Here is a 22,232-nt window from a genome sequence, read left to right as displayed (position 1 = left end):
GCAAGCGTGTGACTACTGTTGTTCCGGCTGTTGAAGGTCGCTGCCATCGCCGATCCGGGCGTCGATCCGCGCCACCGCGTCCGATGTCACGTCGATGATGCGGGCACTGAGGAACACGCTGCGGCTTTCCACGATCACCGCCGCGCCGGCTTCGGTCATGATGCTTTCCAACACCGGGGAAATCGATTGCAGGAACAGCCGCTGCGCGTTTTCCCGGCTCTGCGCCAACGCGCGCAACTTGGCGGCGCGTTCGTTGCGGATGCGCTGAACCTTGGCGTCGAATGCATCGGCCAGCACGCGAAACTCCTCCGGCGCCATGCCGGGGCGCTTCTCGGTCAGCTGCTTCTCTTCCTCGATCAGCTGCCCCTCGATTTTGCGGTTTTCGGCTTCCAGCACCGCCACGGCGGCCTCGAATTCATTCTGTACCCGCTTGCCGAACAGGGAATCGGCGTAAAGCCGTTCGGAATCGATCGTCAGGACCGGGCTGCGCACCACGCCGCTTTCCTGCGCCGCAACCGTCGCGGGCCCGCCCGCGGCCACAAGCGCCAGGCAGATCGCCGCCAACCGGTTGCGCCACCCAACGCGCATCAGAATTCGGTCGAAACCGTCAGGTTGAAGGTCTGCTCAACGTCCTCGTCCTCTTTCCTGAGAGCCTTGGACCAGTTGAACCGGAGCGGCCCCACCGGCGTTTTCCAGAAGACCGACATGCCAACGACGTGGCGCAGCGTGAAGTCCTCGTAGAACACCGTGCCGGTGGCCGCGCTGCTATCGTCCAGCCCCCAGACTGACCCGACATCGTAGAACAGGCCGCCGCGAATGCCGTATTCCTCGGGCAGGCCAAGCGGGAATTCCGCTTCGAACCGGGCGACCGCGAACATGTCGCCGCCAAGCGCATCGTTCGACACCTCGTTGCCGCTGCCGTCATAGACGATTTCCCGCGGCCCGATCCCGTCCGGCGTAAAGCCGCGCATCAAGCCGCTGCCGATCTGGTAGCGGTCCACCGAGCGGCTGGCACCGGAGGTGTAATCCAGCAGCCCGCCTTCGAGCGAGGCGCGCAGCGTCACCTCTTCGTTCAGAACCTTGGTCTGCGCCAACGCCTTGGCGGTGGTCTTGGAAAAGGTCACGTCGCCGCCAAGGCCGGAAAATTCCTGTCCGAACTCGAACAGGACGCCGGCGTTGGGATTCAATCCGGTGCGGCGGGTGTCGAAGCTGTAGGTATAGCCAAGACCGCTGGACCAGACATCACCGGCCGCGATTTCGCTCCCGACGATGCCGCCATAGATGGCCGATCCGTCATCGATCATCTCGATCGCTTCGGCGTTGTAATAGAGCTTCATGCGGCCGTTTTCGCTGACCGGGAAGCTGATGCCGGGGCGGAACTGGATCGAGGTGGTGTCGTAATTCGAATACGCGGTCTGGGTCTCGCGGTACCCGATATCCAGGTCGAACCTCAGATCGCGCCCCAGCAGCGCCGGTTCGGAGAACCCCAACGCGTAGACCTGGTTGTCCTCGGCTCCCGACAGCGACAGGTTCAGCCGCTGACCGCGACCAAGAAAGTTTTCTTCCTTCATCGTGACCAGAAGGCCAAAGCCCGAATTGGTCGAATAGGTGCCGCCGAAGGACAGCGACCCAGTGGGCTGTTCTTCCACGTTCACGTCGACGATCACCTTGTCCGGGCTGGATCCTTCGCGTGCGTTGACATCGGCCTTGGAAAAGAAGCCAAGCGCGCGAATGCGTTCGGCGCTGGCGCGGATTTCACGCGGGTTGAACGGATCGCCCTCGACGATCTTGAACTGCTGGCGGATCACCCGGTCCATCGTGGTGGTGTTGCCTTCGATATCGATCCGCTCGACGAAAACGCGCGGACCGCGCGACAGCACGAAATCCACGTCCAGCGTCAGGTCGCGGTCGTTGCGGGTGATCCGCGGCTCGACCCGCACGAAGTTCAGACCCTTCTTGTTGGCCAGCCGTTCCATCCGCGCGATGGAATTTTCCACCACGGTCGGCGAATAGATCATGCCGGACCGCATTTTCAGAACGTCCTGGAATTCGTCCGTGTCCACATCCGACAGGTCGCTGGTGGTGGTGATTTTGCCAACGCGGAATTGCTGGCCTTCCTCGATGTTGAAGGTGAGGAAGTAACCGTCACGTTCGCGGGTCAGTTCCGCATTCACCCCGGTGGTGCGGAAATCGACATAGCCGCGCGACAGGTAGAAGTCGCGCAGCACCTGCTTGTCGAAGGCAATCCGGTCCTCGACGAAGGTGTCGCGCTTGATCAGCGCGTGCAGAATGCCGGCCTGCTTGGTCTGCAGCACCCGGCGCAGACGGCCGTCGGAATAGGCCTGGTTGCCGACGAATCCGATCCGCTGGATCTCGGTGACGCCGCCTTCGAACACTTCGAAGATCAGGTCGACACGGTTGTCCGAACGGCGGATGATCTTGGGCGACACCGCCGTGGCCAGCCGGCCCTGCTGGGTATAGGCCTCGGCGATGAGAGCCGCATCGCGTTCGGCGACCTTGGGGTTGAACACCAGCCGCGATTTCGACTGCAGCAGCGGTTGCAGGTCCTCGTCCTTTAGGCGCCGGTTGCCCTCGATGCTGATCACGTTGATGGTGGGGTATTCCTTGACCTCGATCACCAGAGTGCCGCCGCGCGGCGTGATCTCGACCGTCTCGAACAGCCCGCTGTCCAGGATCCGCTTGTAGGCGGCGTTCAGTTCGCCCGCCGAAATGGTCTTGCCGCGCTCGATTCCCGCATAGGTCAGGATGGTGCCCGCCTCGATGCGCTGATTGCCTTCGATCAAGACCGACCCGAAGGTGTAGTCCTGCGCCGATGCGGCGGCGGGAAGAACGACCAAAGCCGTTGAAACAGAAAGGAAAACCGCCGTACTCATGTGGCGCATGCGGTTCGCAGTCAAGGCACGGAAACCGCGCCGACCCCCAATAAAATCGGTCATTCAATCAACCCAGTCATACATCCCGTTACCCGTCTGAGTATCGGGATTACCGGCAGTTGTCAAAAGCAAGAAACACCCGCGCGCGGTCACGGCGGGTGTTGACACGAAATTCGCTGCGATTTGTCAGATACCGGTCAGAAAGGCATTCAGCCCCAGGGCGATCGCAATCGCCAGCAGAACCAGAATGCGGTCCCAGTTCAGCAGCAGAAGAAGGCTCAGTCCACGATATCCGTTTTCAAGTGTCTGCATGGCTCTCATCCGTTCCAGTTGCAGGCCTCTGCCCGCATGATCTGGCTAGCGGGCAAATACGGCAGCAATTGGGCGGAGTCGCGCCAAAGCTATGAAAACGCTTCGTTTCGACCCCCTCAGGGGCAGAAGATATCGTTGAACAGCGCGAACAGCATCATGCCCAGGATCACCGTCAACCCGATCCGCATCAGGATGTTCATCGCCCGTTCGCTGGGGGGCCGGCCGCTGACCGCCTCATAGCCGTAGAACACCAGGTGGCCGCCATCGAGAACCGGGATCGGGAACAGGTTCAGCAACCCCACCGCGGTCGACAAAAGCCCGATGAAATAGACGAAGCTCTGCGTGCCCTGGCTGGCCATGGCGCCGGACACTTCGGCGATGCCAAGGGGGCCGGACATGTTGCAGGTGCTGATGGTGCCGATCACCATGTGATAGAGACCCGACAGCGAACTGACCATGATGTCCCAGGTCAGGCCGACCCCGTTGGCAAGCGCGGTGCCAAGCCCCGGGGATTCGGTGGCCGGGTCCAGCAGCAGCGCCCCGACGATGCCGATGCGCCAGTTGGTTTCGAACCCGCCGCCGGCTTTCGGTTCGTCGACCCGGCGCGGCGCCAGCACGAATTCAAGCGGTGCGCCCGCTGTTTCGCCCCCGCGCCAGACCGACAGGGTCAGCGGCTTGCCGTTCGCGGCCTCGACCGCGTCCTTGAGCTGTGAAAAGGCAAAAATCGGCTGACCGTCGACGCCGGTGATCACATCCCCGACCTTGAGGTCGATATCATAGGCGGCCGAGCGCGGCGCCAGTTGCCGGATCGCGGCGGGCATCGGATAGGGCGCGGACAGTTCCACCGTGGCGCCATCGCGGCGCACCACGTAATCCAGTTCCGGTTGAAGCGGCAGGGTATCTAGGAAATCGCCGAAGGACGGATCGCTGAACGACGGCACGTCCCGCCCTGCGATCGACACGATCTCGTCACCCGGCTGAAGCGCCACGGCCTGCGGCATCGGGCGCAGATCGCCCACGGTCAGCGGTTCCTTGACCACGCCGTTGCTGAACCCCAGAACGGTGAACAGCGCGATCGACAGGATGAAGTTGAACACCGGCCCCGCCGCCACCGTCGCGGTACGCGCCCAAAGCGGCGCGCCCAGCATGGTGTGGCGCAGGTCTTCGGGGCTGACTTGCCTCAGCGTCTCGTCATCGCTTCCGACCGACGCGGCATTGCTGTCGCCCAGGAACTTGACGTAGCCTCCGAACGGCAAGGCGGCCAGTTGCCAGCGCGTGCCGTGCTTGTCGACACGTGAAAACAGCACCGGCCCGAAGCCCAGCGAAAACACTTCCGCATAGATGCCCGACCAACGGCCGACGATGTAATGACCGTATTCATGCACCGCCACGATCACCGACAGGGCGACGACAAAGGCAAACAGGGTCGAAAGCATGCCGCCAAAGGCGGGTATCTGCGAAATGAAGTCCAAACTCTTGCCTCTTCTACCGTTTCAAACCCGTTCGCCGATCGACCCCCTGACGGGCCATTTGGTCAATCCGCGCAACATTATCAAGTGTGACAGCAGCCCCGAACGCCCCCGCCTCCTTCGAAATATCCTCCAGAACTTCTTCCACAATTCGTGCCATGTCCAGAAAACCGATGCGCCCTGCGATAAAATAGTCCAAAGCGCGTTCCTTGGCGGCGTTGAACGCCGCTCCGGACAGCCCGCCCGTTTCCATCACCTCGTAGGCCAGGCGCAGCGCCGGGTAGCGCGCCGGATCGGGGGCGCGGAAATTCAGTTGGCCGATCTTGGCCAGGTCCAGCCGCTCCACCGGCAGTTCGCGCCGCTCAGGCCAATGCAGCGCATAGCCGATCGCGTGACGCATGTCGGGCGCGCCCAGATGCGCCATCAGGGCGCCGTCGTTGAACCCCACCAGCGCATGGACCAGGGATTCGGGATGCACCAACACCTCGATCTGATCCGGGCGAACGCCGAAATATTCCTTCACCTCGATCACTTCCAGCGCCTTGTTGAACATCGAGGCGCTGTCGATGGTGATCCGTTGCCCCATGTCCCAGTTGGGATGGCTCGACGCCTCGGCCAGTGTCGCGGTGGCCAGCTTTTCCATCGACCAATCGCGGAAGGCGCCGCCGCTGGCGGTGATGATGATGCGTTCCACCGCGTCGATGTCTTCGCCCACCAGCCCCTGGAAAATGGCCGAATGTTCACTGTCCACCGGCAGCACCCGGGCATCGTTCCGGCGCGCGGTGTCCATCAGCAGCGGCCCGGCGGCGACCAGAGATTCCTTGTTGGCCAGCGCCAACGTCGCCCCCCGTTCCAGCGCGGTCAGCCCCGGCGCCAGCCCAGCCACGCCAACGATCGCCGACATCACCCAGTCGGCGGGCCTGTCGGCGGCCTCCAGCAGGGCGCCCTGCCCCGCCGCCGCCTCGATCCCCGATCCGGCCAGCGCCTCGCGCAGGTCGGGCAACATTTCAGGATACGCCGTCACCGCCACCTCGGCGCGCAGGTCCTGCGCGTCGCGGGCCAGCTGCACGATATTGCGCCCGCCCGACAGGGCGACCACGTCATATGCGTCCGGGTCGCGGGCAATCAGGTCGATCGTGTTCTGGCCGATCGATCCGGTGGCGCCGAAAATCGAAACCCGTCTCATCCGGCCACCGGCAAGAAATCGGTCAGCGCCTGCACGATCAACACCAGCAGCAAAGCCCCAAGCATAGCGTCGAACCGGTCAAGGAACCCGCCGTGACCGGGGATCAGGTTGGAGGCATCCTTGACCCCCACCCTGCGTTTCACCGCGCTTTCGGCGACATCGCCCAGTTGTCCGGCAAAGGCCATGATCACGCTGATCACGACGATGCCGATCCCGGCAGACCCGTTCGCCATGAACAAAAACCCGACAAGACCCGCGGCGATCCATCCCGCCACGGTGCCCGACCAGGTCTTTTTCGGGCTGACGCGGGGCCAGAATTTCGGCCCGCCCAGCAGCCGCCCGGCGAAATAGCCGGCGATATCACTGGCCGCGACCACTGCCACCAGCCAGATCACCCAGGTAATCCCGGTCGCGCGCAGGCTTAGCGCACCGAACGCGCCCAGCATCACCAGCGACGCATAGCCCAACCAGATGCCGCGATGGTTCCTGACCGAGGATATGCCGACCAGAACCGGCGCCAGCAGCGCCGGCAGCAGCGCCTGCGCCGGCAGATAGGCCGTCGCCGCCATCACCGCGGCGCAAAGCAGCCCCATCCAGACCCGCGCTGCGCCGTTTTCCGGCGCCAGCATCCGCATCAGTTCCCAGATCATCACCCCGGTGAGCGCCGCGATCAGCACCAGGAAAACCGTACCGCCCATCCAGGCCGCCCAGCCGCCCACCGCGACCAGCACCAGCGCCGATCCGACGCGCGGCGCCAGGTCCTGCCATTTCGAAGACCCGCTCATGCCTTGACCGCGCCGAACCTGCGGTCCCGCGCTCCGTAATTCTGCACCAGCTCGGCAAAGATTTCACGGCTGAAATCGGGCCACAGCGTGTCGATGAATTCATATTCGGCATAGGCCGACTGCCACAGCAGGAAATTGGAAATCCGCGCCTCGCCGCTGGTGCGGATCACCAGGTCGGGATCGGGCAGCACGCAGGTATCGAGGTATTTCGGCAAGGTTTCCTCGTCCACCTGTTCGGGGTCTAGCCTGCCCGCCGCCACGTCCTGCGCCAGCCGCTTGGTGGCGCGCGCCACCTCGTCCCGGCCGCCGTAGTTCAGGGCGATGGTCAGGTGCACCTTGTCGTTCTCGGCGGTCAGCTGTTCCAATTCGTCCATCAGGGCGATCAGCTTCTTGTCCAGCCGCACCCGGTCGCCGATGAATCGCACCCGCACGCCTTCGTCGTGCAGCGCCTTGGCTTCCTTGGTGATGTAGCGGCGGAACAGGCTCATCAGCCCGGCGACCTCGACTTGGGTGCGTTTCCAGTTCTCGGTCGAAAAGGCGAAGATGGTGATGTACTTGACCCCGAGATCAGGACAAGCCTCGACGATCTCACGCACCCGGCGGGCACCGGCATGGTGCCCGAACAGGCGCGGACGCCCCCGTGCCTGGGCCCAGCGGCCATTGCCATCCATGATGATGGCCACGTGGTGCGGGCCGGTCCCAGTGCCGGTAGCGAGGGCGGGATCCTTGGGCATCAGGATAACCGGCTCAAACCTGCATGATCTCGGCTTGCTTGTTCTCAAGCGCCTTGTCGACATTGCCGATATACTTGTTGGTCAGGTCCTGCACCTCGGTTTCCCAGAATTTCTGGTCGTCCTCGGACATGCCGTCGGCCTTGGCCTTCTTGACCTGATCCATGCCGTCGCGGCGCACGTTGCGGATCGCCACCCGGGCGCTTTCGGCATATTGCGCCGCCACCCGGCCCAGTTCGCGCCGGCGTTCCTCGTTCAGTTCGGGGATCGGCAGCATCACGATGGTGCCGTTGGTCTGGGGATTGATGCCCAGCCCGCTGTTCATGATCGCCTTTTCCACCGCGCCGACCATCGATTTGTCCCAGACATTGACCGTCACCATGCGCGGTTCGGGCACGTTGATGGTGCCGACCTGGTTGATCGGCGTCTTCTGGCCATAGGCCTCGACCATCACCGGCTCCAGCATCGAGGCCGAGGCGCGCCCGGTCCGCAGCGAGGCGAATTCGGTTTTCAGTGCCGCCATCGCGCCTTCCATGCGGCGCTGCAGATCGTCGGTATCAATCATGAAATCTTCAGACATCTTGTTCTTCCTTGCTTGTCGGCCCGTCTGGGACCGCACTTGGCCGGTCCTTCCTGCTCAACGACAGGTTAGCCTCAACCGTGAACCGTTGTATAGGTGCCTTGCCCGTCCAGAATACCGCGGAACCCGCCCGGTTCATCGAGGCTGAACACGATGATCGGCAGGTTGTTGTCGCGCGCCAGCGCGATCGCCGAGGCGTCCATCACTCCTAGGTGCTGGGCCAGCACCTCGTCATAGGTGACCTTGTCATACCGCTTGGCGTCGTCGAACTTCACCGGGTCCTTGTCGTACACGCCGTCCACCTTGGTGCCCTTGAAGATCGCTTCGCAGGCCATTTCGTTGGCGCGCAGCGTCGCGGCGGTATCGGTGGTGAAATAGGGGTTGCCGGTGCCGGCGGCGAAAATGCAGACCCGTTTCTTTTCCAGGTGGCGCACCGCGCGGCGGCGGATATAGGGTTCGCAGACCTGGTCCATCGGGATGGCGCTGATCACCCGGGTGAACACGCCCAGCGATTCCAGCGCCGCCTGCATCGCCAGCGCGTTCATCACCGTGGCCAGCATCCCCATGTAATCAGCGGTGGTCCGCTCCATCCCCTGCGCCGATCCCTGCAATCCGCGGAAGATGTTGCCGCCGCCGATCACCATGCAGATCTCGACGCCCATGTCATGGACCGATTTGACCTCGCGGGCGACCCGTTCGACCGTCGGCGGGTGCAGCCCGAATCCCTGCGGGCCCATCAACGCCTCGCCCGATATTTTCAGCATCACCCGTTTGAACTTGGCGTCGGATAGCGGGGTCGAGGGGGTTTCGGCATCAGCGGCCATTACATGCTCCATCTGGCAGGTCTGGGAATTGGCCGCAAAATGTCGGAAATCGCCGCCGGGTTCAATCAAAGATCGGCACCGATGGTCGATTAACGCCGAAACCGCCTGCTCTTGTGCCGCGCCGGGTTAACCGCCCCGCTTGCGAAATTTCCCTGTCCCGCCTTCCCCCGCGCCGCCCGAACCATTATCTGACCCCCATGTTCGACCTGACCGATATCCCTGCCGACCGTCCCGTGCTGATCGCCGGGCCCACCGCCTCGGGCAAATCCGCCCTGGCGCTGGAGATCGCGCGCGCGCAGGGCGGCGTGGTGATCAATGCAGACGCGATCCAAGTCTATGCCAACTGGCGTGTGCTGACCGCCCGGCCCAGCGAGGCGGAAGAGGCCGAGGTGCAACACCTTCTTTACGGCCATATTCCCGGCAGCGCGGATTATTCCGTCGGTCACTGGCTGCGCGAGATCGCGCCGCTTCTGGAAAGCGGCCTGCGCCCGATCATCACGGGCGGCACCGGGCTTTACTTCACGGCGCTGACCGAAGGGTTAGCCGACATCCCCGCCACCCCGCCCGATATCCGGGCCGAGGCCGATGCCCGCATGGCCGGGGATGGCCGCGAAGCGCTGCTGGCCGAACTGGATGACGAAAGCCGCGCCCGGATCGATCCGCTCAATCCGATACGGGTGCAGCGCGCCTGGGAAGTGCTGCGCAATACCGGCCGTGGCATCGCCGCGTGGCAGGACGACACGCCGCCGCCCCTGCTGCCGCTCGACGACACCGTGCCGATCCTGTTCGACGTCGACAAGGAATGGCTGAACGCCCGCATCGCGCGGCGGTTCGACCTGATGCTGGAACAAGGCGCGCTGGACGAAGCCCGCGCCAACCTGCCCGGCTGGGATCCCTCCCGGCTGTCGTCCAAGGCGATCGGCGCGCCCGAACTGATCGCACATCTGCAAGGCGAACTGACGCTGGAGGAGGCCCGCGAAGCGGCCACCATCGCCACCCGCCAATTCGCCAAACGGCAACGTACCTGGTTCCGTTCGAAAATGCGGGACTGGAAAAAATTCAACCCCAAGCAGAGTTGATCCGGACGGAAACTCTTTACATATTTTCTCAATCTGACAAAGTGTCGCCCCATAAACCGGCCCAGACCACTCGGACATGCCGATGCGACAGGACAGACAAGACGCCCGTATTTCACTAGAAACCACGGCACAGTTCACCCGTGGCGCGCCGTGGCGCCTGTCGCTGCCGCATGACCTGCCCGACGACCTGTTGATCTGGACCACCAAGGGCCAGGCGGTGGCGTCGCTGAACGGCTGCCGCCGGGGCATCGGCGCGCATTGCGCCATGGTTGTGCCCGCCGGCACGCTGTTCTCGCTCGATCTGGGACGCACCGGTGGCGGGCTCGTCCTGTCGCTCAGCCCAGACCTGGCGGAGGAGGCACAGTGGCCCGACCGGCCCCGGCTGCTGCAACTGCGCGAGGTGCAGGCGCAGGCCGAAATCACCGCCGCGCTGGACGCGGTCCAGAAAGAGGCGCGCTCGGATCAGCCCTTCCGCATGGATGCCTGCCGCGCCCATGTCACGCTGCTGTCGGTCAGCCTGCGGCGGCGCATCGCCGAACAGCCGGACGGGGAAAAACCCTCGGGCGCGCAACGGCTTGTCAACGCGTTCTGCGCCCTGGTCGGCAAACATCACGGCGAGGGGTTGGCGCTGACCGATTACGCCCGCATGCTGGGGGTCACGCCGACCCACCTAACCCGCAGCTGCAAGGAATGCGGCGGCGTGACCGCCGGCGACCTGCTGGCCCAGTACAGTCTTTACGGCGCCCGCGACCTGATCGAAACCACCGCCACCCCGCTGCAGGACATCGCCGGGCAGCTGGGCTTCGGCAGCGCCGCCTATTTTTCCCGCTTCGTGCAGAACCAGACTGGCCAGTCGCCCAGCGACCTGCGCCGCGCCGCCCGCGCCCGCGGCATGGCGGCGCGCTGAGCACCTGAACGAAGCCGGGCCAGGCCCCCTACTCTTCCTGCAGATCCTCGTAACGCGCATCGGTCAGCGTCTTCAGGAACGCCACCAGCGCATCGATCCGCTCGTCCTCCAGCGCCGGGCCGTGGGTCAGCTGTTCCAACGACAGGTTTTCGGCCACTTCCGGCGCCGCCCATTGTTGCCCGGTTTCGGGATTGATCTGCCGCTTGGCCGACTTGGAATTGTACTTGTTGTAGAACAGGATCACCGTGCGCAGGTCTTCGAACACGCCGTTATGCATGTAAGGAGCGGTCACCGCGACATTGCGCAGGGTCGGCACCTTGAACTTGCCCGCCTGCGCCGGATCATCAACGCCCGGGTTTTCCAGCAGCCCCCGGTCAACGTGACCCGGCCCCAGCCCGTTTGCTTCGCGCACCTCGGCGTTCACCGGCACGCCGATATTGTGATATTCGTAGTTGCTGAAGGTCTCGACGGGCGACACCGGGCTGGTCAGCAGCTGGTGGCACTGGTTGCAATTGGTGAACTGCTCGGAAAAGAACAGCAGCCGGCCAAGGTCTTCCTGCGGCGTCAGCTCCGCCTCGCCGCGCAGATAACGGTCGTATTTGGAATCGAAGGGCGCGAAATAGTCGGTCGTCTCGAACGCGGCGATCGCATCGGTCATCGCGCCATAGGCGTGATCGGCATCGCCGAAGATATCGTCGCCGTAAAGCGCCTGCATGGAAGCGACGTAGTCGTCGTTTTCGCGCAACCGCGCCACCACGCTGGCCTTGTCCGGCATGCCCATTTCGACCGGGTTCAACGGCGGCCCGCCGGCCTGTTCGGCCAGGTCCGCCGCGCGCCCGTCGAGGAACTGACCACCAACCCACGCGCCATCCCCGCGCCGGTGAAATCGCGGCGAAAACGCCGCATAGCCTGCCGTCGGCGCATTGCGGTCGCCCAGCGACACGCCATCGTCGCCAACAGACACAGCGCCGCGATTGTCAGCAAATCCGTATTCCGGCTGGTGGCAGCTGGCGCAGGCCTGGCTGCGGGTCTTCGACAGGTCCATGTCGAAAAACAACGCCTCGCCGAGGGCCGCCTTGCTGGCGAAAGCCGGATCCTCCGCCCACGCAGCACCATTCCCGGTCGCTGCCAGAATCGCGGTTGCGACCACCAGTTTCCGAAATCCCGACACAACTTGTCCTTTCCTGCAGACACACCCCGCCACAGCCAAGGCCCCGGCGGCGGGATCTGACTTAGAACAAGTTCCCGACAAAATCTATCAGAAAAAGAATCAGCTGCCCCAGATCACCTTCACGTAATTCCGGGTTTCCCGATAAGGCGGCACGCCGCCATGCTTTTCCACTGCCTCCGGCCCGGCATTATAGGCCGCCAGCGCCAGCCGCCAGGATCCGAAGCGGCGATATTGCTGCGCCAGGTAGCGCGCCCCGCCATCAAGGTTTTCGTAAGGGTCATGCGGATCGACGCCGAGCTTGCGCGCGGTTTGCGGCATCAGCTGCGCCAGCCCCAACGCGCCCTTGGGCGACTTGGCCCGTGCGTTGAAACCCGATTCCTGCTGCACCAGCCGCAGAAACAGGTCCTCGGGCACCCCGTGGCGCGTCGCGGCGGTGCGCGCCATATCGAGGTAAGGCCCGCTATACTTGCCCTTGAAACCCGTCGTGCCCCATTTCGTCGGCGTATGCACCGTTGCCGGTTTCAGCCGCACCGAGGAACTGTACTGGCTCGCCGCGCGCTGGTCCAACACCCGCGTCTGCGACTTGAACAGCTTCACCCGCGATTTCGAAGACAACACGTCGGCCTGAACGGCATTGCCGCCAATCAGCGCCAGCATCAGACCCAATGCCAAACCCGTCCGCATAGCAGTCACTCACATCTCTGTCCCAATGTCCCAGCGGAACTATACGCAATGTGACCGTCATTGCCAGCCTTGGCCACCGGATTAGGCGGCGGACCGCTCTGTTCGCTCGCCCGGCCGGGGCGTCGGCATCAGGTCTTCGCCGGGCAGGCCGGCCATTCACCGCACCCCCATTCACCCCACCCGCCGCCCCCCTTGTGACAGACCTTGTGACAGATCGCGTTCGGATGCGCCTTGACCCTTCCCCGCGCCGTGCCGCCGCAAAAACCGGACCGGGCAGCGGCTTTCCAAGATCGCTGCGACAACTTGAAGCGCGGTGGTAAATATCCGCCGGTCGACGAAAAAATTCTGCTGGTCCTCGTCCCGTTCGACAGCCGAAGGTCGCAAACCATCGGTGTCCGGAACGGGTGGAAAATCGGCGGGAACGGCGCCGGAAAAGGCCGGATCGCGGGACAAATCCCCGTTCCAACGCGCCATTGTGCCTGCGTCTCACCCGTGCTTGCATCGGGTTTTGGTTAAACTTTACCTTTCCTTCAGGTCGTGGTGTAAGCATGTCCAAACGACTCGACGGGGAGATGAAAATGGCCGGATCGATTAACAAGGTAATTCTGGTGGGCAATCTGGGCCGCGACCCCGAAGTGCGCACCTTCCAGAATGGCGGCAAAGTGTGCAATCTGCGGATCGCGACCTCGGAAACCTGGAAAGACCGCGCTACCGGTGAACGGCGCGAACGCACCGAATGGCATTCGGTGGCGATCTTCCAGGAAGGGCTGGTGCGCGTCTGCGAACAGTATCTTCGCAAGGGTTCCAAGGTCTATATCGAAGGCAAACTGCAAACCCGCAAGTGGCAGGACCAGTCCGGTCAGGACCGCTATTCGACCGAGGTGGTGCTGCAGGGCTTTGACGGCACGCTGGTGATGCTGGACGGCCGCGGCGAAGGCGGCGGTGGTTACGGCGGCGGCGACCAGGGTGGTTATGGCGGCGGCTACGGCGGCGGCGATCAGGGCGGCTATGGCGGCCCGCAGGGTGGCGGCCAGGGCGGCGGTGCACCGTCGCGCGATCTGGACGACGAAATCCCGTTCTGATCCGGCCCACAGGCCCGGAATTGAAAGCCGCCCCCTCCGGGCGGCTTTTTCGTTCTCAAGGCCCCGAACACGCCCCATTCGCGGCCAATCCGGGCAAAGCGGCGGTGCAAGTGACGCAACAGCCCCTTTATCTCTGGCCTTTTGTCCCGATCCGGTATAGCCGGGCCGCGAACAACCCAAGGACTTCCCATGGATCTGCGCAACATCGCCATCATCGCCCACGTTGACCACGGCAAAACCACCCTCGTGGACGAGCTGTTGAAGCAATCGGGGGCTTTCCGTGAAAACCAGGCCGTCGCCGAACGCGCGATGGACAGCAATGACCTCGAACGCGAACGCGGCATCACCATCTTCGCCAAGCCGACCTCGGTCGAATGGAAAGACACCCGCATCAACATCGTCGACACCCCCGGCCACGCCGATTTCGGCGGCGAGGTGGAACGCATCCTGTCGATGGTCGACGGTGTGGTGCTGCTGGTCGACGCCGCCGAAGGCCCGATGCCGCAGACCAAGTTCGTGACCTCCAAGGCGCTGGCCCTGGGCCTGCGCCCGATCGTGGTGCTGAACAAGGTCGACAAGCCCGACGCCGAACCCGACCGTGCGCTGGACGAATGTTTCGACCTCTTCGCCAGCCTCGGCGCCGACGAGGATCAGCTCGACTTCCCGCATCTCTACGCCTCGGGCCGTAACGGCTGGGCCGATCCGGAACTGGACGGACCGCGCAAGGACCTGCACGCGCTGTTCAACCTGATCGTCAACCACGTGCCGGCGCCGAAGCAGATCGCCCACCAGGACGAAGATTTCCGCATGCTGGCCACCACGCTGGGCTCCGACCCGTTCGTCGGCCGCATCCTGACCGGCCGGGTCGAAACCGGCAAGATCAAGGTCGGCGCCACCGTGCAGGCGCTGTCGCGCATCGGCCAGAAGATCGAACAGTTCCGCGTCACCAAGATCCAGGCCTTCCGCGGCCTGCAGATGCAGGACATCGACGAAGCGGTCGCGGGCGACATCGTGTCCATCGCGGGCATGGCCAAGGCCACCGTGGCCGACACGATCTGCGCGCTGGCGGTCGATGAACCGCTTGACGCGCAACCGATCGACCCGCCCACCATCACCGTCACCTTCGGCATCAACGACAGCCCGCTGGCGGGCCGTGACGGCAAGAAGGTGCAAAGCCGCGTCATCCGCGAACGCCTGATGAAGGAAGCCGAATCCAACGTCGCGATCAAAATCGCCGACACCCCGGGCGGCGAAGCCTTCGAGGTCTCGGGCCGCGGCGAATTGCAGATGGGCGTCCTGATCGAAAACATGCGCCGCGAAGGGTTCGAACTGTCGATTTCGCGCCCGCAGGTGATCATGCGCGAAGAAGACGGCCAGCGGATGGAACCGGTCGAGGAAGTCACCATCGACGTCGATGACGAATACTCGGGCGCGGTGATCGAGAAGATCACCGGCACGCGCAAGGGCGAACTGGTCGAAATGCGCCAGGCCGGCGCCGGCAAGACTCGGATCATCGCCCATGTGCCGTCGCGCGGGCTGATCGGCTATCACGGCGAATTCCTGACCGACACCCGCGGCACCGGCGTTCTGAACCGCGTGTTCCACGGCTGGACCCCGTTCAAGGGCGCCATCCCGGGCCGCCGCGCCGGCGTTCTGATCTCGATGGAAGACGGCGAGGCGGTGGCCTATGCGCTGTGGAACCTCGAAGAACGTGGCAAGATGTTCATCGGGGCGCAGGCCAAGGTCTACCAGGGCATGATCATCGGCGAACACAGCCGCGAAAACGACCTGGAAGTGAACCCGCTGAAGGGCAAGAAGCTGACCAACGTACGGGCCTCGGGAACCGACGAAGCGGTCCGCCTGACCACGCCCATCACCCTGTCGCTGGAAGAGGCGATCGCCTATATCAACGACGACGAACTGGTCGAGGTGACGCCGAACGCGATCCGCCTGCGCAAGCGCTATCTCGATCCGCATGAACGCAAGCGGATGGCCAAGGCCAACGCGTAACGCGCTAGGTAAAATCGGTCATGCCGGGTATACTGCCCCGGCATGACCAGGTTTTCGTTTTCCGAATTTCTGCCTTCCATCGCGCGCAGTGCCCTTTGCACGGCCCTGTTTTTTCCTGCCGCCGCCCTTTCGGAACCCGTTGCCTGCCCCAATCCCGACATCCGGGTCGTGGCCCCTGATAGGGAAACCGTTGCACTGGTCTGCGCCGGTTCCGAAAAAGCCCTCAAAATGCTGGCCGCCTGTCACCTGCCCCAGAGGGAACCGGTGCTGATTTCGGTGGTCGAAAAGGTCCAGCACCCATTGGGGACCGACTGCGTCGCCTTCGCCGATTGCACGACACAAGAGATCGAACTGACCGCCCCGGATTTCCTCCCCAGGAATGGCAGGGACGGCGACGTTTTCACCAGGATTCCCACCGCGGAAATGTTCGAAAGTCTTATCGCCCACGAACTGACCCACCTGCTTGTCCACCAGTCCCACCCGGACCGCGTGAACGAAATAAATCAAGAATACATGGCCTACGCGATGCAGCTTCAAAGCCTGGCGCCGGAAACGCGCATGTTATTCCTCGACCGGATCGAAGTGGCCGACCCGCAGGACACCTCGCGGATCAATCTGTTCTTCATGAACACGGCCCCGTCGCTGTTCGCCGCACATGCCTGGGCGCATTTTTCCGCCCCCGCAAACGGATGCGCCCATTTCAAGCGTATCCTCGACGGCGAAGCGAGCTTCCAGAGCTGGACATACTGAGGCGCCCACGCATACGTGAACGGGAAGCCTTTGCCATTCGCCACCGCCACGCTACCCTGTGCCCCCGGAACAGGAAGGAGACACCATGCGCAAGCTGCAGGCCCAGGGCATTCACCACATCACGCTGACCGGCGCCGACCGGCAGACCTCGATCGATTTCTGGGAAGGGCTCTTGGGCATGCCCTTCGTCTTCGAACAGCCCAATCTGGACAACCCCGACGAGGGGCACCTGTATTTCGATCCCGGCGACGGCCGGCTGATCACCGTTTTCACCAACGAAACCCGCAAACCCGATCCCAAGCGTACGCCGACCGATCCGGGCTGCGTGCATCACCTGGCGATCAATGTCAGCAAGGCGACGTTTTCGCAGGCAGTCGCGCGGCTGGACGAACGCGGCATCGGCCATTCGGGGGCGAAGGACCGGGGATTCATGGATTCGATCTATTTCACCGACCCGATGGGGTTCCTGATCGAACTGGCCTCATACCGGTTCGAACCGCCCTTCGGCTGCTCCCATGCAGACGTGATGATCGAGGCGCACCGGATTCGAGTGGAGCGCGGCGATTACAACATCGCAGAGGAGCACCTCGCCGATGCAATCGAATTGCTGGTCGAGCGGCGGCAGGCGACGCTGTCGGCGGACCGGGGGCCGAAGAATCCCTATTAAAAAAGGGGGCATAGCCTCCTTTATGTCTGGGCCACGGGCAGGCGGTGCCTGCCCGATTGCCTCATCTCACTGGCAGGTTGCCGAAAACTTGGCGGACCCGTCCTCCGTGCGGGTGATCTGAAGGTTGCTCACCGTTTGGCCCGGACCACAGATCGCACCATAGGCATTACTGGCAATCTCCGCGTCCGTCCAAGCTGGTCCGGCCTTGCCCGTTACCATATTTCCCTTGCGGTTTACGATCGCCTCGCTGCCCTCGACGTAGGTCCCATCCGTCGAGCCACCACAGGCCGACAAAGTTCCCAGAACCGCCAACGCGATGATTACTCTGCTCATGTCCCTCTTCCCTTTCCACATGACGCGCCATTCCGATGCTGCCAACACCTATACAAGCATGACGCACGATCGAAACATCTTATACGTGTTTAGCAGAAGAGCCAAGGCGCGACAACACGCCTAAGAGGTACCAACAAGCATTTTGAAAACAAATGCTTGAGCATGATTTCTCATAACAGGCGCTGCATAGGTGGGGACCAGCCCCACCTATGTTTACTCGGAGGTTTCGACCACCATCAGTTCGCGTTCGGACGCGCCGCGCGCGTGGCTCAGCGCTTCCTGGTATTCGGGGCTGTGATAGCAGGCGACGGCGCTGTCCACGTCAGGGAAACGCGCCACCACGTTGCGCGGGCGTTCCTTGCCTTCGAGCTGCACGAAACGGCCGCCGCGGGCGATGAATTCGCCGCCATGCTTGGCGATGGCGGGGCCGGCCAGTTCGGCGTATTTGCCGTAAGCCTCGTCGTCGGTGACGGTCACATGTGCAATCCAGAGTGCGCCCATGTCATATTCTCCCTTGGGTCAGATCGGTCATTGCCGCAAAGCATACGCATTTCGGCAATGACGTCGATCAAAATTTGACCATCCGGTCGAAATCACAGGGTCGCTTCGGCCGCCTTGATCGCTGCCTCGGCTTTTGCGGCATCCTTGCCGCCACCCTGCGCCATGTCGGGACGGCCGCCGCCGCCCTTGCCGCCCAGTTCCGGCACCGCCGCGCGCACCAGATCGACCGCCGACACCTTGTCGGTCAGGTCCTTGGTCACGCCGGCGGCCACCGCCACCTTGTCGCCGGTATCGGCAATGAGCAGCACCGCGCCGGAACCAAGGCGCGCTTTATGTTCGTCGATCAGCGCCGGCAGGTCCTTGCCCGACACGCCGGTCAGAACCTGGGCGAGGAATTTCACGCCGTTCACGTCCCGAGCCTCGGGGCCCGCGCCCTGCCCGGCGCCGCCGGCCATGGCGAGTTCGCGGCGCAGCTGCGCCACCTCGTTGGCCAGCGCCTTGCGTTCGGCCAGCAGCGCCTCGACCCGGTCGGCGACCTCGGCCGGCTGCGCCTTCAGCGCCGCCGACACCGCGCCCAGCGTTTCGGCCTGGTCGTGCAGGTAATCCAGCGCCGCCTGCCCGGTCAGCGCCTCGATCCGGCGCACCCCGGCGCTGGACGCGCTGTCGCCCAGGATCACGCAGATGCCGATATCGCCGGTCTGTTTCACATGGGTGCCGCCGCAGAGTTCGATCGAATAGGTGTCGCCGCCCTGACCCTTGCCGGTATCGGCCCGACCCATCGACACGACCCGCACCTCGTCGCCGTATTTTTCGCCGAACAGCGCCTGCGCGCCGATGGCGCGGGCATCGTCCGGGGTCATGATCCGGGTCTCCACCGGCGTGTTCTGCCGAATGAAGGCGTTGACGTCCGCCGTCACCTTGCTCAGCTCGGCATCCGACAGCGCCTTGGCATGGCTGAAGTCGAAGCGCAGACGGTCCGGCGCGTTGAGCGACCCGCGCTGCGCCACATGATCACCCAAGCATTCGCGCAGGGCTTCGTGCAGCAGGTGGGTGGCCGAATGGTTGGCGCGGATCGCGCTGCGGCGGGCATGATCGACCTCCAGAACGGCGCCGCTACCGGTTGCGATTTCGCCCTCGGTCACTTCGGCGAAATGGATGAAGACGCCGGCGGCCTTCTTGGTGTCGGTGATCTTCGCCGCGCCGGTTTCGGTTTTCAACGTGCCGGTGTCGCCGACCTGGCCGCCGCTTTCGCCATAGAACGGCGTCTGGTTGACCGCGATCTGCACCTGATCGTCCTTCGCGGCCTTGTCGGCCAGCGCGCCGCCCTTGACGATCGCGACAACCTGGCCCTCGGCGGTTTCGGTGTCGTAGCCCAGGAATTCGGTCACGCCCTTGTCTTCGGCGATGTCGAACCAGATGGTTGCGTCGGCCGCTTCGCCCGACCCGGCCCAGGCGGCGCGCGCCTTGGCCTTCTGTTCCTCCATCGCGGTATCGAATCCGTCGGTATCGACGCTCAGCCCCTTTTCGCGCAGCGCATCCTGCGTCAGGTCGAGCGGGAAACCGTAGGTGTCGTAGAGCTTGAACGCCGCCTCGCCGGGCAGCGCGTCGCCCTCGGAAAGCCCCGCCACTTCGTCGTCCAGCAGCTTCAGACCGCGATCCAGCGTCTGCTTGAACCGGGTTTCCTCCAGTTGCAGCGTTTCCTCGATCAGAGCCTGCGCGCGGCGCAGTTCCGGGTAGGCTTCGCCCATCTGCGTCACCAGCGCCGGCACCAGCCGGTGCATGACCGGGTCCTTGGCGCCCAGCAGGTGCGCATGACGCATCGCCCGGCGCATGATCCGCCGCAACACGTAGCCGCGCCCGTCATTCGACGGCATCACGCCATCCGCGATCAGGAACGAGGTAGAGCGCAGGTGATCCGCGATCACCCGGTGATGCACGTTCTTGTCGCCGTAGGGATCGACATTGGTGGCGTTGGCGCTGGCCTCGATCAGGTACTTGAACAGGTCGGTGTCGTAGTTGTCATGGCTGCCCTGCAGCAGCGCGCCGATCCGTTCCAGCCCCATGCCGGTGTCGATCGACTGCATGTCGAGTTCGCTCATCGTGCCGTCTTCGAACTGTTCGTTCTGCATGAACACGACGTTCCAGATCTCGATGAAGCGGTCGCCGTCCTCCTCGGGAGACCCCGGAGGGCCGCCCCAGATGTGATCGCCGTGGTCATAGAAGATTTCGGTGCAGGGGCCGCAGGGGCCGGTCGGCCCCATCTGCCAGAAATTGTCCGAGGTGGCGATGCGGATGATCCGGTCCTCGGGCACGCCGACTTTCTTCCAGATCTCGAACGCTTCGTCATCGGTGTGATAGACGGTGGTCAGAAGCCGGCTCTTGTCGATGCCGAATTCCTTGGTCACCAGTTCCCAGGCGAACGGGATCGCTTCCTTCTTGAAATAATCGCCGAAGCTGAAATTCCCCAGCATTTCGAAGAAGGTATGATGCCGCGCGGTGTAGCCGACATTGTCGAGGTCATTGTGCTTGCCGCCTGCCCGCACGCATTTCTGCGCGGTGGTGGCGCGTTTGTAATCGCGGTGTTCGACCCCGGTGAACAGGTTCTTGAACTGAACCATGCCGGAATTGACGAACATCAGGGTCGGATCGTTGCGCGGCACCAGCGGGCTGGAGGCCACGACTTCGTGTCCCTGTTTTTCGAAATAGTTCAGAAAAGTCGAACGAACGTCGTTGAGGCTGGGCATCGGTTGGTCTTCCCGGGCAAGACAATATTCAGGCTGATTTATCCCCCCCGGGGCCCCATGTCCACAGCAAGTAAAGGGCCGGGCGCACGGATCGCACCCGGCCCTATTCTTTTCAGCAGGACAGATCGGAATTCACCCTGGCTGCGCGGTATGCGCGGGAACCGGCTGGCCAGCGCCGTTGCCCGGAACCGCGCTTCGCCGAAACGCGAACCGTGCCCCGGATCAACTCCGGGGCGCGGCTTCAGAAACAGACGGGCCGGGTTTTCCCGGGTCAAGCCTCGAGGATATCGTCGCCCTCGTCGCGGGTCATTTCGAATTCCAGCCCGTGCGCGGCGCGGATCTTGTCCTCGATCTCCAGCGCCACGTCCTCATGTTCCTTCAGGAAGGTCTTGGAGTTTTCACGCCCCTGCCCCAGTCGTTCGTCGTTATAGCTGAACCAGGCGCCGGATTTTTCCACCACCCCGGCCTTCACCCCCAGGTCCAGCAATTCGCCGGTCTTGGAAATGCCTTCGCCATACATGATGTCGAATTCGACCTGCTTGAACGGCGGCGCGACCTTGTTCTTGACCACCTTGACGCGGGTGGCATTGCCGACAACCTCGTCACGGTCCTTGATCGATCCGATGCGGCGAATGTCCAGCCGTACCGAACTGTAGAATTTCAACGCGTTGCCGCCGGTTGTGGTTTCGGGGCTGCCGAACATGACGCCGATCTTCATCCGGATCTGGTTGATGAAAACCACCATGCATTTGGAGCGGCTGATCGACCCGGTCAGCTTGCGCATCGCCTGGCTCATCAGCCGGGCCTGCACCCCGACGCTGCTGTCGCCCATGTCGCCTTCGAGTTCCGATTTCGGCGTCAGCGCGGCAACCGAATCGACCACCACCATGCTGACCGCGCCCGAGCGCACCAGCGTGTCGACGATTTCCAGCGCCTGTTCGCCGGTATCGGGCTGCGAAATCAGCAGTTCGTCCAGATTGACGCCCAGCTTCTTGGCGTATTGCGGGTCAAGCGCGTGTTCGGCATCGACAAAGGCGCAGATGCCGCCCTTTTTCTGTTCCTCGGCGACGCAATGCAGCGTCAGCGTGGTCTTGCCCGAACTTTCCGGGCCGTAGATTTCGATGATCCGGCCCTTGGGCAGGCCGCCGATGCCCAACGCGATGTCCAGACCCAGCGATCCGGTCGATGTCGCCTCGATCTCCTGCACCGCGTTGCCGTCGCCCAGTTTCATGATCGACCCCTTGCCGAACTGCCGTTCGATCTGGGCCAGGGCGCTGTCCAGCGCCTTCTGCTTGTCCGCGTTGCGTTTGTTGTCCATCGAAAGAAGATCTGCCATTGCCATTTATCCGGTTCCTTATCCCACACCCGCATCGGGGCGGCAATCACCTTGAATGTTCCGCTCTTGTTCTCATTTCAATGTATGAGACCAAAACAGGAACATTTCAATGCCAAATTTAACGTATCCAGGTTTGACCGTTTAGGTTAAGGAATGGTTTAATCGAACGCGACACCCCGAGAACGAA

21 protein-coding genes are annotated in these 22,232 nt (G+C 63.4%); 6 read left to right on the top strand and 15 right to left on the bottom strand.

The window, feature by feature from the left end; all coding sequences use genetic code 11:
• Positions 1-12: 12 nt before the first annotated feature.
• The 9 genes from IT775_RS12100 to pyrH form a co-directional block, all read right to left on the bottom strand.
• Positions 13-588, bottom strand: coding sequence for an OmpH/Skp family outer membrane protein (locus IT775_RS12100; RefSeq protein ID WP_212701375.1), 576 nt, complete (start codon positions 586-588; stop codon positions 13-15).
• A complete protein-coding gene (bamA, locus tag IT775_RS12095) occupies positions 588-2,903 on the bottom strand; it encodes an outer membrane protein assembly factor BamA (RefSeq protein WP_485129784.1) in 2,316 nt (771 codons plus the stop codon). Before bamA ends, IT775_RS12100 begins: the two co-directional genes overlap by 1 nt.
• Positions 2,904-3,080: 177 nt before the next feature.
• Entirely contained in the window at positions 3,081-3,206 is a 126-nt protein-coding gene (locus IT775_RS21450) for a hypothetical protein (RefSeq protein ID WP_281414358.1), read from the bottom strand.
• A 116-nt stretch (positions 3,207-3,322) separates the two neighbouring features.
• On the bottom strand, positions 3,323-4,678 hold the full coding sequence (gene rseP / locus IT775_RS12090) for an RIP metalloprotease RseP (protein ID WP_212701373.1): 1,356 nt from the start codon (positions 4,676-4,678) through the stop codon (positions 3,323-3,325).
• 13 nt (positions 4,679-4,691) lie between these two features.
• On the bottom strand, positions 4,692-5,861 hold the full coding sequence (dxr, locus tag IT775_RS12085) for a 1-deoxy-D-xylulose-5-phosphate reductoisomerase (RefSeq protein ID WP_212701372.1): 1,170 nt from the start codon (positions 5,859-5,861) through the stop codon (positions 4,692-4,694).
• Positions 5,858-6,646 carry a phosphatidate cytidylyltransferase gene (locus IT775_RS12080; protein WP_212701371.1) on the bottom strand — a complete coding sequence of 263 codons (789 nt, stop codon included), beginning with the start codon at positions 6,644-6,646 and terminating at the stop codon, positions 5,858-5,860. Before IT775_RS12080 ends, dxr begins: the two co-directional genes overlap by 4 nt.
• A complete protein-coding gene (gene uppS, locus IT775_RS12075) occupies positions 6,643-7,380 on the bottom strand; it encodes a polyprenyl diphosphate synthase (RefSeq protein WP_212701370.1) in 738 nt (245 codons plus the stop codon). The genes IT775_RS12080 and uppS overlap by 4 nt, the downstream gene beginning before the upstream one ends.
• 13 nt (positions 7,381-7,393) lie before the next feature.
• Positions 7,394-7,957: a ribosome recycling factor gene (gene frr, locus IT775_RS12070; RefSeq protein ID WP_212701369.1), complete on the bottom strand. Its 564-nt coding sequence runs from the start codon at positions 7,955-7,957 to the stop codon at positions 7,394-7,396.
• Positions 7,958-8,031: 74 nt separating this feature from the next.
• Positions 8,032-8,781, bottom strand: coding sequence for a UMP kinase (pyrH, locus tag IT775_RS12065; protein ID WP_212701368.1), 750 nt, complete (start codon positions 8,779-8,781; stop codon positions 8,032-8,034).
• A 197-nt stretch (positions 8,782-8,978) separates the two neighbouring features.
• Between pyrH and miaA the strand changes: the two genes are divergently transcribed.
• Positions 8,979-9,860 carry a tRNA (adenosine(37)-N6)-dimethylallyltransferase MiaA gene (gene miaA, locus IT775_RS12060; RefSeq protein ID WP_212701367.1) on the top strand — a complete coding sequence of 294 codons (882 nt, stop codon included), beginning with the start codon at positions 8,979-8,981 and terminating at the stop codon, positions 9,858-9,860.
• Between the two features lie 82 nt (positions 9,861-9,942).
• Positions 9,943-10,767 carry a helix-turn-helix transcriptional regulator gene (locus IT775_RS12055; RefSeq protein ID WP_212701366.1) on the top strand — a complete coding sequence of 275 codons (825 nt, stop codon included), beginning with the start codon at positions 9,943-9,945 and terminating at the stop codon, positions 10,765-10,767.
• A gap of 28 nt (positions 10,768-10,795) precedes the next feature.
• Here the strand turns inward: IT775_RS12055 and IT775_RS12050 are convergent, their stop codons facing one another.
• Together IT775_RS12050 and IT775_RS12045 are read right to left on the bottom strand one after the other, a co-directional pair.
• Positions 10,796-11,938 (bottom strand): cytochrome-c peroxidase, encoded by a 1,143-nt coding sequence (locus tag IT775_RS12050; protein ID WP_212701365.1) that lies wholly within the window; start codon positions 11,936-11,938, stop codon positions 10,796-10,798.
• A gap of 99 nt (positions 11,939-12,037) precedes the next feature.
• Entirely contained in the window at positions 12,038-12,622 is a 585-nt protein-coding gene (locus IT775_RS12045) for a lytic transglycosylase domain-containing protein (RefSeq protein ID WP_212701364.1), read from the bottom strand.
• Between the two features lie 578 nt (positions 12,623-13,200).
• Between IT775_RS12045 and ssb the strand changes: the two genes are divergently transcribed.
• The 4 genes from ssb (at position 13,201) to IT775_RS12025 (ending at position 17,131) form a co-directional block, all read left to right on the top strand.
• Positions 13,201-13,704 carry a single-stranded DNA-binding protein gene (ssb, locus tag IT775_RS12040; protein WP_212701363.1) on the top strand — a complete coding sequence of 168 codons (504 nt, stop codon included), beginning with the start codon at positions 13,201-13,203 and terminating at the stop codon, positions 13,702-13,704.
• Between the two features lie 189 nt (positions 13,705-13,893).
• On the top strand, positions 13,894-15,714 hold the full coding sequence (gene typA, locus IT775_RS12035; RefSeq protein WP_212701362.1) for a translational GTPase TypA: 1,821 nt from the start codon (positions 13,894-13,896) through the stop codon (positions 15,712-15,714).
• Between the two features lie 42 nt (positions 15,715-15,756).
• On the top strand, positions 15,757-16,464 hold the full coding sequence (locus IT775_RS12030) for a DUF6639 family protein (protein WP_343231143.1): 708 nt from the start codon (positions 15,757-15,759) through the stop codon (positions 16,462-16,464).
• A gap of 85 nt (positions 16,465-16,549) precedes the next feature.
• Complete coding sequence (locus tag IT775_RS12025; RefSeq protein WP_212701360.1) at positions 16,550-17,131, top strand: VOC family protein; 582 nt, start codon at positions 16,550-16,552, stop codon at positions 17,129-17,131.
• Positions 17,132-17,197: 66 nt separating this feature from the next.
• On the opposite strand, the gene IT775_RS12020 is transcribed toward IT775_RS12025, so the two are convergent.
• The 4 genes from IT775_RS12020 to recA form a co-directional block, all read right to left on the bottom strand.
• Positions 17,198-17,464: a hypothetical protein gene (locus tag IT775_RS12020; protein ID WP_212701359.1), complete on the bottom strand. Its 267-nt coding sequence runs from the start codon at positions 17,462-17,464 to the stop codon at positions 17,198-17,200.
• 213 nt (positions 17,465-17,677) lie between these two features.
• Positions 17,678-17,965: a DUF1330 domain-containing protein gene (locus IT775_RS12015; protein ID WP_212701358.1), complete on the bottom strand. Its 288-nt coding sequence runs from the start codon at positions 17,963-17,965 to the stop codon at positions 17,678-17,680.
• 92 nt (positions 17,966-18,057) lie between these two features.
• On the bottom strand, positions 18,058-20,709 hold the full coding sequence (gene alaS / locus IT775_RS12010) for an alanine--tRNA ligase (RefSeq protein WP_212701357.1): 2,652 nt from the start codon (positions 20,707-20,709) through the stop codon (positions 18,058-18,060).
• Between the two features lie 271 nt (positions 20,710-20,980).
• Entirely contained in the window at positions 20,981-22,051 is a 1,071-nt protein-coding gene (gene recA, locus IT775_RS12005) for a recombinase RecA (protein WP_212701356.1), read from the bottom strand.
• Positions 22,052-22,232: the final 181 nt, after the last annotated feature.

The organism is Thalassovita aquimarina (genome assembly GCF_018219815.1).
Lineage (GTDB): Bacteria > Pseudomonadota > Alphaproteobacteria > Rhodobacterales > Rhodobacteraceae > Thalassobius > Thalassobius aquimarinus.
This window is presented reverse-complemented; position numbering and strand designations above follow the sequence as displayed.

Coding starts and splice junctions, on each gene's coding strand:
- IT775_RS12100 (WP_212701375.1), bottom strand. CDS start 588: ATGCGCGTTGGGTGGCGCAACCGGTTGGCGGCGATCTGCCTGGCGCTT.
- bamA (WP_485129784.1), bottom strand. CDS start 2,903: ATGCGCCACATGAGTACGGCGGTTTTCCTTTCTGTTTCAACGGCTTTG.
- IT775_RS21450 (WP_281414358.1), bottom strand. CDS start 3,206: ATGCAGACACTTGAAAACGGATATCGTGGACTGAGCCTTCTTCTGCTG.
- dxr (WP_212701372.1), bottom strand. CDS start 5,861: ATGAGACGGGTTTCGATTTTCGGCGCCACCGGATCGATCGGCCAGAAC.
- IT775_RS12080 (WP_212701371.1), bottom strand. CDS start 6,646: ATGAGCGGGTCTTCGAAATGGCAGGACCTGGCGCCGCGCGTCGGATCG.
- uppS (WP_212701370.1), bottom strand. CDS start 7,380: ATGCCCAAGGATCCCGCCCTCGCTACCGGCACTGGGACCGGCCCGCAC.
- frr (WP_212701369.1), bottom strand. CDS start 7,957: ATGTCTGAAGATTTCATGATTGATACCGACGATCTGCAGCGCCGCATG.
- pyrH (WP_212701368.1), bottom strand. CDS start 8,781: ATGGCCGCTGATGCCGAAACCCCCTCGACCCCGCTATCCGACGCCAAG.
- miaA (WP_212701367.1), top strand. CDS start 8,979: ATGTTCGACCTGACCGATATCCCTGCCGACCGTCCCGTGCTGATCGCC.
- IT775_RS12055 (WP_212701366.1), top strand. CDS start 9,943: ATGCGACAGGACAGACAAGACGCCCGTATTTCACTAGAAACCACGGCA.
- IT775_RS12045 (WP_212701364.1), bottom strand. CDS start 12,622: ATGCGGACGGGTTTGGCATTGGGTCTGATGCTGGCGCTGATTGGCGGC.
- ssb (WP_212701363.1), top strand. CDS start 13,201: ATGGCCGGATCGATTAACAAGGTAATTCTGGTGGGCAATCTGGGCCGC.
- typA (WP_212701362.1), top strand. CDS start 13,894: ATGGATCTGCGCAACATCGCCATCATCGCCCACGTTGACCACGGCAAA.
- IT775_RS12030 (WP_343231143.1), top strand. CDS start 15,757: ATGACCAGGTTTTCGTTTTCCGAATTTCTGCCTTCCATCGCGCGCAGT.
- IT775_RS12025 (WP_212701360.1), top strand. CDS start 16,550: ATGCGCAAGCTGCAGGCCCAGGGCATTCACCACATCACGCTGACCGGC.
- IT775_RS12020 (WP_212701359.1), bottom strand. CDS start 17,464: ATGAGCAGAGTAATCATCGCGTTGGCGGTTCTGGGAACTTTGTCGGCC.
- IT775_RS12015 (WP_212701358.1), bottom strand. CDS start 17,965: ATGGGCGCACTCTGGATTGCACATGTGACCGTCACCGACGACGAGGCT.
- alaS (WP_212701357.1), bottom strand. CDS start 20,709: ATGCCCAGCCTCAACGACGTTCGTTCGACTTTTCTGAACTATTTCGAA.
- recA (WP_212701356.1), bottom strand. CDS start 22,051: ATGGCAATGGCAGATCTTCTTTCGATGGACAACAAACGCAACGCGGAC.